This window comes from Paenibacillus aceris, assembly GCF_017874035.1.
Lineage (GTDB): Bacteria > Bacillota > Bacilli > Paenibacillales > NBRC-103111 > Paenibacillus_E > Paenibacillus_E aceris.
In genome coordinates this window covers 182,992-194,466 of sequence record NZ_JAGGKV010000008.1, presented here as the reverse complement: position 1 = coordinate 194,466, position 11,475 = coordinate 182,992, and the positions used below count along the sequence as shown (strand labels likewise).

The following is an 11,475-nucleotide window of genomic DNA, read 5'->3' as shown; positions in this document are numbered from 1 at the left end:
AGTTAATCGAAATAGGCTGAGACTTAATGAATGACACGACGGGCTGTTTTGTAATTCTTACTCCACCAACCAGAATTCATATCTGAAATTGTTACACCGGGACTGCCATAAGTGTGCAGAATCTTTCCATTACCCATATAGATACCAACATGATGAATAGGCGAGTAGAAGAAGACAAGATCACCTGGTTGCAGCTGACTTCTGTCAACATAGGTCCCTACCTGAGACTGCTGCTTTGACGAACGAGGCAGATTAATTCCATTTTTACCATATACATTTTGTGTGAAAGACGAGCAATCAAAGGAATTTGTCTGCCCTTTGGGAGCACCAAATTTGTACCTCACTCCTAGATATTGTTTACCGGTTGCGATGATACTATTTGCTTTTCCAGAAATTGATGTTGAAGCAGCTGTTGTAGAAGCAGTGCTCGCAGCATGTGCGGATTGCGGAGCAATGAGTAGGTTTGTTGAAGCAAACAAGGATACACTTAGTGTGATTCCTAATAGCGATTTGCTTAGGCGGTTCTTTGTCATAATGTTCATGATTGTTATCCTCCTTAAGGATCGTGTTTTAGGTTTTCACCTGGGATAACCTTAACACATTCGGGAATGGCCTATAAATTACCAATCATGGGGGAATACTAGAGCAAATCAGGCTTTAAGGGTAATTATTAGAAGATGATTAGAATTGGATGAACGGGAAAACCTTGACAACCTTAACATGAACGACTATGAAAGCGACGAGTACCTACTCAATTCAAATACCTCCGAATCAAAGATTCTTTGTAATTTCTCATTAAATTTTCATCTGAATCATATACAGTAAAGACTTAGAAGGAATTTAATAAGGAAAGAGGGTGTAGAATTGATTAGCAAAACGAAGGTATTCTTCTTATTCATTTTAACAGTTCTAGTATTTTGCTTATTTTATCTTCTAATAATTGGACAGTTCTCTTCGCTTACCAAGATTGCGTTAGCAGAGGTTGGCTCTATCTCTTTATTCTTTTTCTCCGTAATGATTCTGCACCAAATAAAGGAGTAATTTATCGGAAACGGGGATCTCATTTTGAAAAGAACATACATGGCCTTATCGGCAATACTACTTATGTTGACGGCTTGCTCCAATTCGAATGAAGGACAACTATCAACGGCAGTTCCGACACAAAATCCAATTGCTGCCGAATCACCAATTACTTCTCCAGCAAGCTCGAAACAATCTAGTAAGATAGAAGTTCCAAATCCTTCGCCAACTCCAATAGCAAGTCCACATCTTGTTGGCTCGCTTGATCCTAAGATTGCTAACTCCAAGGAAACAGTTAAACCAGACCATATCGTAATTGTTGTAGAAGAAAATCATTCTTATGAGAAATTAGTTAGCAACAAGGCTGCCCCCTATATGAATACGTTGGCTGAGCAGGGTGCTTTCTTTACGCATTCGTATGCCGTAGCACATCCAAGTCAGCCTAATTATTTAGTCCTATTCTCAGGCTCTAATCAAGGAGTTACCGATGACTCTTGCGGTCATGTATTTAAGACAGCTAATTTGGCAAGCGAGTTGGTTAAGGCCAATTATTCGTTCGCGGGCTACTCGGAGGATTTACCCTCGACGGGCTCCATGGCTTGCACGAATCACCAATATGGACGGAAGCACAGTCCTTGGGTAAACTTCTCTAATGTAGCTAAAGAGAGTAATTTACCATTTAATCAATTTCCAAAGGATTACAGCAAACTGCCAACCGTGTCTTTCGTTATCCCAAATTTGGATAATGATATGCATGACGGCTCCATTCAAACGGCCGACGGTTGGTTGAAAACCCACATAGGATCTTATATAACTTGGGCTCAAAGCCATAATAGCTTACTAATTCTAACGTGGGATGAAGATGATTCTTCTAAAGATAATCATATCCCGACGATTTTTGTTGGGCCAATGGTTAAACCAGGCAGCTATGATCAACCTATTACGCATTTAAACGTATTAAGAACACTGGAAGAGATGTATAAACTGCCATATTTAGGCGGTACATCTGAGGTTTCTGCAATTCAAGGGATTTGGAAGTGAAGTGAAAACAAGCAGATAGATCACCGTTCGTGAGATTTTATAAGTTAAAGAAAAAAACGGCTATTTCGCAATGATGCGAAGTAAGCCGTTTTTTTGCGGCGTTCCTTGTAACCATAAGTGCTATAACTAGTTATCCTTGGAGATTTAGATCCATGCATGGGTATATGCCGTGAATTGAATCATTAACTAAGAATAGAGTGTGATAACAAGGAGGGGATGAAAATGCCTGGTAAGTTGGGACTACACAAATTTTACTCAAAGGATAGTCAAATCCGATCCTTTTTGCCACCGACATCCGTTTTGAACCGGAACACTTTTATTAGTTTTATGAGGCGATATCAATCGGTTTACATAAAACCGAATATGTCCCATATGGGCAAGGGGATTATGAAAGCTTGGTCTATAGATAAGAAATATCGATTGGTCAAAGTGAAAGGCAACGCCAAGTCCTTTAGTACCCTTGAGCAGATGTATAATGCTATAAAAAAACAAACGTCTGCAAGCCCCTTCCTCATACAAAAAACGATTGATCTAGCAAAACTTAATCATAGAACCTTTGATGTTCGAGTTATGATGATGCGGGACTCAGAGGATCAATGGAAATATGCAGGAATGTTAGCCAAAGTTGCTGGCCGATCAAGTGTGATAACGAATGTAAATCGGGGAGGTGGCTATGCACTACCGATTGGGGATGCATTAGCTTCTTCATCCCTCACGATATCTCAAAAACAACAAAAAAAATTGATTAAAGAACTAATCCATTTAAGCTATCGTATTTGTAATCGATTTATATATTACAAGTACTCTTCACAAATTGGCATTGATTATGGTATAGATCAAAATCATAAGATATGGATAATTGAAGTTAATTTTGACTATCCATCTCATGAACTGTTCAACAAACTAAAAAATAAGGAGATGTATCGAAAAATTAAAAACTTAAGAAGTTCCTATTTAAAATCTCTCCGTTCTGGGAAAATTAAACGAGTATAAATCAGAAGAACCCACGTTTTCGTGGGTTCTTTTTGTTGGCCACTGCTTTTTCCGACAAAAAGGATTATTTATTCCATTGAGCGTTCAGAATACTATGAAAGGAGGCGGTTTACATTGGGGTTTTTAACAAGCTGGTTAGAACATCATGGGTATTGGGTTCTCTATTTTGCACTTTTTCTTGAAATGCTCGCTTTGCCTCTTCCTGGAGAAGTGTTGATGAGTTATACAGGACTTTTGATTTTTCAAGGAAAGTTAAATTGGTTCCTTTGTATAGTAACAGCAGGTGCTGGTGTATGTACGGGTGTGACTCTTTCTTACTGGATTGGTTTTCGACTAGGAGCGCCATTCTTCGAAAAATACGGTGCACGTGTCCATTTTGGTCCTGATAAGCTTGATAAAATTTCATATTGGTTTCAAAAGTATGGTAATAAAGTCTTGACTATCGCTTATTTTATACCGGGTGTTCGACATTTCACCGGGTATTTCTCGGGCGTGACGCGAATTTCTTTTCGAAAATATGCGTTGTTCGCTTATATAGGAGCTTTTATTTGGGTAAGTGTTTTTATTTCCCTGGGGAAAGTATTAGGCCCAAAATGGGAGCAATATCATCATACAATGAATCGATATCTGATTTATGCAGGGATGATCGCGGCTGTCATTTTCATTATGGTCTATTTATTCCGAAAAAATGAGCTTCGAATGAAAGAGCTGCTTTCTACCATTTTGGAAAAAGGCATCACTAACTTTCATTCGATGGGTAAAGTGAAGTTTATTGTGCTTGCAGCTTTTGCGCTTTTCGCTGTATTTTTAACTTTAATGATCGGTCTGATTCAAGATTTTTTAGAAAACGAATTCACTTTATTCGATGAGGTTACAAGCTATATCATTCATGAAGTGTTTGATCCAAGTTGGAGCGAGTGGATGAACCGTTTTGCCCTATTGGGTTCTTATTACGTATTCATTCCATTGATTGTCATTACTTGTCTTGGTATTTTAATAAAAGGCAAAGATCGTATGCTTGAACTGATATCATTTACAATGGTTATTGTGGGAGGGGAGGCTCTGGACGAGGGACTGCGCGCATTCTTTCATCGCATTGGCCCTTCATCTAGCAGTTATCTGTTTCCCTATACGTTCCCGAGCGAGCAGACATTAATCTCATTAACCGTTTGTGGCTTTGCTGCCTATTTACTGGTTCGTCATCATGCAAACTTGCTAGCTCGTATCGCAGCAACTTTGTTAGTGATCCTTCTATGTTTGTTGGTAGGCATCAGTCGTATTTTCTTTGATGTACAATACCCAAGCGATGTCATTGCAGGTTATATATTTGGGGGGGCCTGGTTGAGTTTAAATGTGATCTTGTTGGAAGTTCTTCGTATGCTTCGTAAAAATGGCTATGCTTAATGCCGGTGCCATAACTCGTTTTAGCATAGCTTCAAAAAAAAATATTTGGACTGTAAGTAATCGCCTAGAACTTATGTAAGTTTGTCTTAATAGGATGTTGTGAAATCACATGAAGTCACATCATCATTAGGAGGCAAAAAACGGATGCAGAAGAAGAAAATTGGCATAAAGAGGAATTTGACAGCTGCGGTACAAAGACACGTACATGAATTTGAAGGAAGTACTAAACTGGCTGAAGCAGGCGCAGATCGACATAACCATCGCTTTGCAGGTGTTACAGGGCAAGCGATTCGGGTGGGAAATAGTCATGTTCATGAAATTGATCTGACAAAGACGGATTTCTTAAACCATTTTCATAATCTGAAAAAAATTAGAACAGGACCGGCTATTTCAGTCGGGAATGGCAAGCACGTGCATTTTGTTACAGGTCATACAACACTTAACGATGGTCATATGCACCAATTTAACTTCGCAACATTGATTCAAGCTCCGCTTGTATAATGAACAAGGTCTGAATCAATAGCCCATTATGAAGCCAATATGTGAAAACAACCCTTTTCCAAATAATATGGAAGGGTTGTTTTGGTTTAATGCTGGTTTAGCTAGTTAAGGCTATCAATGATTCCAGTGCCGCTTTACACGCTTCAGCGTCTTGATGGACAGCTCGTACTTGCCTCAATACCTTATCTATGGCATCGTCAACTTCTGTCCACTTTTTCTTGTTCATTGGTTTGAGCCGAGCCTCGGCATTGTCCCAGGAGTGCTCCAAATCGTCAACGCGCGACTTGGCCCCGGACATATTGCCTGCATTCACAAGATTTTGTGTATCTTCAGCGATTTTCTTGAAACTTGATAAATCACCTAGCGGCGAGGCTTGCGTGACAGCACCTGATGAACCAACCTGCTGTGATGCTTGCGGGCCGGAGCCAGAGGAGCCCGCTTGTATGGAGGAGTCCCCTTGCTGCAAAGTTTCTTGGAGACTAGTATGACGTAAATAATACCCTGTTCCTGCCGCGAGCATAAGAACACCTACAACGATTACAACTTGCCAGACAATCACAATACCTTTTGTATTCGTAGTTGGCTTTGTTGAAGAGGCGACGAGATCCCGCTTAGTGATTGAAAGAAAAATGATGATCAGCAGTATCGCAAGCAGGAATATTATGCTTGTTGCCGTTGCTCCTAGTCCCAAACCGCCGAACTCTTGCGGCTGGGAAAGTAAGTCCCCCAATGAAGCACCTAAAGGACGCGTCATGATATAGGCAATCCAGAATGCCAACACAGCATTAAGCCCAAGTCGCCACGCGGCTGTCACGCAAGCAATGACTGCACAAACGATGCTGCCTGTAACTAGATAACCGAGGCCTAGACTCTCCGCCATGAGGTCACCAGCAGCCGTTCCCAGTGCAAATGTGAACAGGATAGTTAACCAATAAAAGGTTTCTCTTCGCTTCGTGAAGATGGAATGAATGGAGAGAGTTTTCTCTTTGGCGTACCATAACGCAAAGATCAGTATTAAGACTATACTGAAAACTGTCGTGCTCACTTCAAGTGAGATCCCCATGTTATCTGTTAGATTGTCAGTAACGAGTGTCCCAAAGATGCTGATCAAGACCACCGTCAACCAATAAAGACTCGGCATGTATTTCTGTGCCCTAAACTGGAAGAAAAGCGTAACGAATAACAAGATTCCCATTACAATGGAGGTACCAGTTAGGCCAAAACCGAGATTGACGTTAAGAAAGTCAGCCGCAGTCTCACCGACGGTGGTGCATAAGATTTTAATGATCCAGAAATAAATGGTTACCTCGGGAACTTTACTTAACATGGTTTTAGTTTCATTTGATCTTAATGATTCCATATTTCCGCTCCTTTTGAAGTATTTTATGCTCCTACAAGTTACTGTACATGCTTTACATGAGAAACTAATGAGAAATAGAAAAAGACCACAGTCTCGGACTGTGGTCTTAATTTTTATAAATTAGCCAGGCTTATTGCCAAAATAATTAGAGGAGATCCAGTCCGCTGTCGGTTTCAGTGTAGATCGAAATAAGCACGATCGCCGTATCCTCGCCTATGTTTCTCACCAAATGGGGCGTGCATGCGTTCCAACTGAAGGAATCGCCTTCTTCGAATTCGGCCGCGTCTTCACCTTGCTCCGCATAGATCTTCCCTTTAATGACAACGTGGATCTCCTCGCCTTCATGCGCATGAGGAGCGTCCCCCGTCGAAGCCCCGGGAGGGAGCTCTACGAGCATCATCCTTACATTCTTTCTGGAGCTCATGTGCTCCACTTTTAATTTGTCGGCACCGCTTGTCGTAATTCGCCGTTCATTCTTCCGAACAATATTCATCCGATCCTCTTTCTTCAGGAGCAAATAAGCTAAAGGTACTTTCAGTGCCTGCGCTATGCTTTCCAACGTCGAAATAGAAGGGGAGGTTTTATTGGTTTCAACCTGACTCATGAAACCTTGAGAGAGGCCGCTTTCTTCGCAAATTTGAGCTATCGTAATATTTTTTCGCTTTCGAATCGCTCGTATAGTGGATCCAATATCCATTCGATTGCACCTCTTTTTAAATATTGCTAATACTAAATATATTTATATATTAGCAATATTTTTGTTGACATGCCAGTGTATTTGATTTAAATTAGTTATATAAAAAATATATTTTTATAACTAATATTTCGCCGGATGGAGGAGAGATTTACAATGACAAAAGCAACAGTCGTTTCACTTATTATGCGTGTGGTGATGGGAATAATATTTATCGTACACGGGGTTAGTAAGCTTCAAATGGGACTTAGCAATGTAGACGCATGGTTCGGCTCTATTGGTATTCCTGGATTTTTAGCTTATTTTGTAGCGGCACTTGAACTCGTTGGCGGCATTATGCTGATTTTGGGATTATTTACTCGTTATGTATCAGCATTGTTTGTGATCATGCTAATCGGTGCAATTGTTACGACGAAGCTTTCCGCAGGACTTGTTGGCAACGCTCAAATGCCCGGCTTTGAACTTGAGCTTGGATTCATGCTGGTTTCGTTGTACCTAGTTGTTGCCGATCATTCACCTTTCTCGGTTGACCGCCTGTTTATGAACAAGCGCACTGCCTAACTTACAACAAAGGGGATTTTCATATGAACCCAGTTTTTCAATATGACGTTCATCTGCCAGCCAATATGGCTACTGACAAGAAGTATCCAGTTGTCTTTACGCTGCATGGCAAAGGCTCCAATGAGAAAAATATGTTCGGTTTGGTCGCTCCATTGGCTGATGAGTTTATCATCATCGGTATTCGCGGTAATCTGCCGCTAGGCGCAGGTTATCAATATTATGATCTAAAAAGTTTGGGCAATCCGATTCGGGAAATGTTTGATGAAGCGGTTAAGCAGCTCACTGCATTCATCCATTATGCGACCGATAAGTATCCGATAGATCCCGAAAAGCGCTATTTGCTTGGCTTTAGTCAAGGCGCGATCCTGTCGATGACACTTGCACTTACAATGGGAGATCAGTTGAAGGGAATCGTTGCACTGAATGGGTACGTTCCTGAGTTTGTAAAGACGGAGTATGAGCTGCGTAGTGTGAAGGACGTATCAGTATTTGTTTCGCACGGAGAGTACGATTCCGTATTCCCGGTTCGGATCGGCAACGAGACGGCGACGTATTTCATGGATCAAACACCGCGCCTGACATTCAAGATATATCCTTCCGACCATGGCGTATCTGTAGAGAATCAGCGTGATGTTCTGAACTGGCTTAAGCAGGATGCCGATTTGTCTACAAACTAGGATTGAAAGAACGAGGATTCAATATCAACCTTGAGAAGGCAGGGGACCGAATAGGATCCCATGTCTTTTCTCAGTTGAGCGGGCATTCGAATTTGAGTGCAAAAATGTGCTTTCAATTAGGGGTGTACGATAACTACAAACAACGGTAAAATTTAAAAGGTAGACAATTGTTGACGTTACAAGGGGACTATCAAATGAAGCCAGATATTGAAAACTTAGTTGGGATAACAGAAAAACTAGAGCAAAGTGGCATTTCATATTCTTTAGGTGGGAGTGGATTATTATTAAGCTTGGGTTTAACAGATTCAGTTCGTGATTGGGATCTTATGACCGAAGCACCAAAAGACATGGTTATGGCTGCTTTACAGAACTACGAAGTAGAAGATATAACAAGTGGGGATTATCCTTTTGGAAGTGAATACAAGTTATTCATTCACAAGGAAAATCCACAGGTGGAGGTGATAGGAGGCTTCTCGATTTATTCCGATAAAGGTCTTTGCAGAATGCCAAGTATTCCCGTTTGCCGTTGGAACGGTATTCAGGTTGGTAGTCCAGAAGTATGGTATGTGGCTTATGCGCTAATGCATCGGAAGGAAAAGGCAGAATTATTACTTTCTTATCTGAAGGAAAGAGGAGCAGACCAAGCAATTCTTGAAAAGTTAAAGAATGAGCCGCTTCCGGAGGAAATTTTACAAGAAATCGAATTACTAAACAAAAACTAACTAAGACCCTCAGCTCGCAGCTGTGGGTCTTTTTATAAGCGATAAATATGTACCTGTTAGATGTCTTCCATCAAGACAAGTGTATCACCGTTGACACTTCCCTTAAGCTTAAGCATCGTGAGATTGATGTAAATCGTGCCATCATAGGTAAATGCACCGGTTCCTTTAGAATATTGGCTATTGGTGGCAACTAAGGTGACGAGCTGACCATTAAGGCTCAGCTGCACCATGGGTTCACCCCAGCTGACGGTATAGAAGCTGCTTACTGTGGAGAGCGATACATACTGGGCTCCATCCACTTGGATCAGGCCAAAGTCTCCTGTGCTTTTCTTCGTTTTTTCATCATCCAGGCTAAAAACAACCGATTTAATGGCTTTATAACCGCTTTTCGGGTCACCCTCTACTGGCCCTGGCGTACTGGATGGGGAGGGGGTTGGAGATGGAAGAGGAGGCTGCACCACTTTTTTCTTAAGAGAAATACCAAGGTCTGCATCGAACGAAACATCGTATCCCGTGGCTTCACCATATGCACGCACCGGCAAGTATGAAGTTCCATCCACAACAATTGCCGGCGTTCCAATCGTCTTGCCTTCGATCTGGAAGGGAAAAGCTCCTTGAATCGTTTTGCCTATCAAACTAGTTACTTCCTCCGCATGGGCAGACAACGTAGTAGCCAAGAGAAATCCGGCGATACCGCCGATTATGAATTTTTTCAATTTATGCACCGCCTCTTTTACAAGATCCTATTTTCCTTCATGAGATAAATGCTGAAATCTATGATTAATAATACGCTATGTTGTTTTTGGGCTGCAACTTTTGAGTTTGATCTTAAGGTTTATTTTTAGGGCGAACAACTGTATGAACCACTGTAGGGCGCCAATTAATGATTTGAACAAGCTGATCTTGCATATAAGAAGGGGTATGCTTAAAGCCACTTTCAACCCAGTATAAAACAAGGCCAAGCAAAGCATGAATGGAGTAAATCGACAGAAGTTCTTGGTCAATTTCGCTGCCTGTGTGGATCAATTCCTCTTGCGAGATCTTCTTTAAGGCCGTGAACATTTTTTCTCGTAGGTTAGGAAGAACGTCACTCTTCATCAAGGTTGTATATGTGGATGCGTTCTCAAACATATGCTCGAAAATCATGACGGACTTTGCCGGCAATTCATTAATGCGGAATACCTCATTTTTTTCATAAGGCGCTCGAAAGGCTAATAGCAATTTTTGAATAAGTTCATCTAGGATGTCATCGAGCAGTGCTTCCTTACTTTCATAGTTTGAATAAAAAGTACCGCGATTATAATTCGCCTCTACCACAATTTCGGTTATAGAAATAGAAGTAAACGGTTTTTTGGACATTAGCGTTAATAACGCATCTTTTAAAGCACCTTTACTTCGAATGATACGTCGGTCGGTTTTATTAGAAGATTCACTCATTCCATTCACTTCCTCTGTCTAATAGTCAACAAACATCAAAGTTCTGTACATTAGCATACATAAACAAAATTATTGCTGATTGTCATCCCTTTCATTAATTTATTATACTCAATTTAACAGATGTTTTGTATTCAACATCTGTACGTTTTTGGACGGATTTTATATGCATGTAAATTGTGTCGAACACAGATAATAACATAAGATGGAGGTATCCAAAATGAGACTTTCAGGAAAAGTGGCTGTGATTACGGGTGCAGCTTCAGGTATGGGCAAAGCAATTGCTGAGCTTTTCGCAGCAGAAGGAGCAAAAGTCGTTGTATCTGATCTTCATATTGAAGCCGCTCAGACAGTCGTATCCGGGATAAAATCAAAAGGCGGTGTTGCCATCGCGCTTGCGGCCAATGTAGTAAAAGAAGAGGACGTACAACAATTAATTGATAACACGGTAAAAGAATTTGGAACAGTAGACATATTGATTAATAATGCCGGCATCATGGATAACTTCATTCCCGCAGCAGAATTAACGGATGAACATTGGGAAAGAGTTTTTGCTATTAATGCAACGGGGCCTATGCGTACAACGCGCAAAGTACTTCCTATTTTCACGGAGAAGAATAGCGGTGTCATTGTCAACATTGCATCAGCGGGAGGCTTGTACGGCTCGCGGGCTGGAGCAGCTTACACGGCTGCGAAACATGCAGTAGTGGGTTTGACGAAAAACGTTGGTTTCCAGTACGCAAAACTCGGTATTCGCTGTAATGCTGTGGCACCAGGCGGAGTGAACACCAACATTGGCACGTCTATTAATGCTCCAAATCAGTTTGGCATGGAACGTGCAACAATTGGAATGGGGATTAACCCACGTATAGGTGATCCGGAAGAGATTGCAAAGGTAGCTCTGTTCTTAGCTTCAGATGAAGCAAGCTTTGTTAACGGTACAGTAGTTACAGCGGATGCCGGTTGGACAGCTTACTAAATCGGTCTTTCAAAAATATATGATCAAAGTGCCTTCCAGCGACAATTTGGAAGGTTCTTTTTTTGATATAAAAAATAAATAAAGTTCTT

At 41.1% G+C, this 11,475-nt stretch carries 13 protein-coding genes; 8 read left to right on the top strand and 5 right to left on the bottom strand.

What is annotated here, in order from left to right; genetic code table 11:
- Positions 1–23 precede the first annotated feature (23 nt).
- Positions 24–542, bottom strand: a complete 519-nt coding sequence (locus tag J2Z65_RS16975) for a C40 family peptidase (RefSeq protein ID WP_209855958.1) — start codon at positions 540–542, stop codon at positions 24–26.
- 523 nt (positions 543–1,065) lie between these two features.
- On the opposite strand from J2Z65_RS16975, the gene J2Z65_RS16970 reads away from it, so the two are divergent.
- The 4 genes from J2Z65_RS16970 to J2Z65_RS16955 all read left to right on the top strand — a co-directional run bounded on the left by J2Z65_RS16970 (position 1,066) and on the right by J2Z65_RS16955 (position 4,959).
- Positions 1,066–2,061, top strand: coding sequence for an alkaline phosphatase family protein (locus tag J2Z65_RS16970; protein ID WP_240159768.1), 996 nt, complete (start codon positions 1,066–1,068; stop codon positions 2,059–2,061).
- A 222-nt stretch (positions 2,062–2,283) separates the two neighbouring features.
- Complete coding sequence (locus tag J2Z65_RS16965) at positions 2,284–3,054, top strand: YheC/YheD family protein (RefSeq protein ID WP_167060019.1); 771 nt, start codon at positions 2,284–2,286, stop codon at positions 3,052–3,054.
- Between the two features lie 114 nt (positions 3,055–3,168).
- Positions 3,169–4,458, top strand: coding sequence for a VTT domain-containing protein (locus J2Z65_RS16960; RefSeq protein ID WP_167060016.1), 1,290 nt, complete (start codon positions 3,169–3,171; stop codon positions 4,456–4,458).
- Positions 4,459–4,602: 144 nt separating this feature from the next.
- The gene (locus tag J2Z65_RS16955) at positions 4,603–4,959 is read left to right on the top strand and encodes a YmaF family protein (protein WP_167060013.1); all 357 of its coding nucleotides are present in this window, start codon (positions 4,603–4,605) and stop codon (positions 4,957–4,959) included.
- A gap of 97 nt (positions 4,960–5,056) precedes the next feature.
- Here J2Z65_RS16955 and J2Z65_RS16950 read toward each other — a convergent pair whose 3' ends face one another.
- Together J2Z65_RS16950 and J2Z65_RS16945 are read right to left on the bottom strand one after the other, a co-directional pair.
- Positions 5,057–6,319, bottom strand: coding sequence for a COG4705 family protein (locus J2Z65_RS16950; protein ID WP_167060010.1), 1,263 nt, complete (start codon positions 6,317–6,319; stop codon positions 5,057–5,059).
- Between the two features lie 145 nt (positions 6,320–6,464).
- The gene (locus J2Z65_RS16945) at positions 6,465–7,016 is read right to left on the bottom strand and encodes a helix-turn-helix domain-containing protein (protein ID WP_167060007.1); all 552 of its coding nucleotides are present in this window, start codon (positions 7,014–7,016) and stop codon (positions 6,465–6,467) included.
- Positions 7,017–7,169: 153 nt separating this feature from the next.
- Between J2Z65_RS16945 and J2Z65_RS16940 the strand changes: the two genes are divergently transcribed.
- From J2Z65_RS16940 to J2Z65_RS16930, 3 genes are all read left to right on the top strand, one after another.
- Positions 7,170–7,574, top strand: coding sequence for a DoxX family protein (locus J2Z65_RS16940; RefSeq protein WP_167060004.1), 405 nt, complete (start codon positions 7,170–7,172; stop codon positions 7,572–7,574).
- Between the two features lie 23 nt (positions 7,575–7,597).
- Positions 7,598–8,251 (top strand): alpha/beta hydrolase, encoded by a 654-nt coding sequence (locus J2Z65_RS16935; RefSeq protein WP_167060001.1) that lies wholly within the window; start codon positions 7,598–7,600, stop codon positions 8,249–8,251.
- A 194-nt stretch (positions 8,252–8,445) separates the two neighbouring features.
- Positions 8,446–8,973 (top strand): hypothetical protein, encoded by a 528-nt coding sequence (locus J2Z65_RS16930; RefSeq protein ID WP_167059998.1) that lies wholly within the window; start codon positions 8,446–8,448, stop codon positions 8,971–8,973.
- A 56-nt stretch (positions 8,974–9,029) separates the two neighbouring features.
- Here J2Z65_RS16930 and J2Z65_RS16925 read toward each other — a convergent pair whose 3' ends face one another.
- Positions 9,030–9,689 carry a stalk domain-containing protein gene (locus J2Z65_RS16925; protein ID WP_167059995.1) on the bottom strand — a complete coding sequence of 220 codons (660 nt, stop codon included), beginning with the start codon at positions 9,687–9,689 and terminating at the stop codon, positions 9,030–9,032.
- Positions 9,690–9,801: 112 nt separating this feature from the next.
- Complete coding sequence (locus tag J2Z65_RS16920) at positions 9,802–10,410, bottom strand: TetR/AcrR family transcriptional regulator (protein ID WP_167059992.1); 609 nt, start codon at positions 10,408–10,410, stop codon at positions 9,802–9,804.
- Positions 10,411–10,627: 217 nt separating this feature from the next.
- Here J2Z65_RS16920 and J2Z65_RS16915 point away from each other — a divergent pair, with 217 nt between their 5' ends.
- Complete coding sequence (locus J2Z65_RS16915) at positions 10,628–11,386, top strand: SDR family oxidoreductase (protein WP_209855955.1); 759 nt, start codon at positions 10,628–10,630, stop codon at positions 11,384–11,386.
- Positions 11,387–11,475 lie beyond the last annotated feature (89 nt).

Coding starts and splice junctions, on each gene's coding strand:
- J2Z65_RS16920 (WP_167059992.1), bottom strand. CDS start 10,410: ATGAGTGAATCTTCTAATAAAACCGACCGACGTATCATTCGAAGTAAA.
- J2Z65_RS16965 (WP_167060019.1), top strand. CDS start 2,284: ATGCCTGGTAAGTTGGGACTACACAAATTTTACTCAAAGGATAGTCAA.
- J2Z65_RS16945 (WP_167060007.1), bottom strand. CDS start 7,016: ATGGATATTGGATCCACTATACGAGCGATTCGAAAGCGAAAAAATATT.
- J2Z65_RS16955 (WP_167060013.1), top strand. CDS start 4,603: ATGCAGAAGAAGAAAATTGGCATAAAGAGGAATTTGACAGCTGCGGTA.
- J2Z65_RS16940 (WP_167060004.1), top strand. CDS start 7,170: ATGACAAAAGCAACAGTCGTTTCACTTATTATGCGTGTGGTGATGGGA.
- J2Z65_RS16935 (WP_167060001.1), top strand. CDS start 7,598: ATGAACCCAGTTTTTCAATATGACGTTCATCTGCCAGCCAATATGGCT.
- J2Z65_RS16930 (WP_167059998.1), top strand. CDS start 8,446: ATGAAGCCAGATATTGAAAACTTAGTTGGGATAACAGAAAAACTAGAG.
- J2Z65_RS16915 (WP_209855955.1), top strand. CDS start 10,628: ATGAGACTTTCAGGAAAAGTGGCTGTGATTACGGGTGCAGCTTCAGGT.
- J2Z65_RS16950 (WP_167060010.1), bottom strand. CDS start 6,319: ATGGAATCATTAAGATCAAATGAAACTAAAACCATGTTAAGTAAAGTT.
- J2Z65_RS16975 (WP_209855958.1), bottom strand. CDS start 542: ATGAACATTATGACAAAGAACCGCCTAAGCAAATCGCTATTAGGAATC.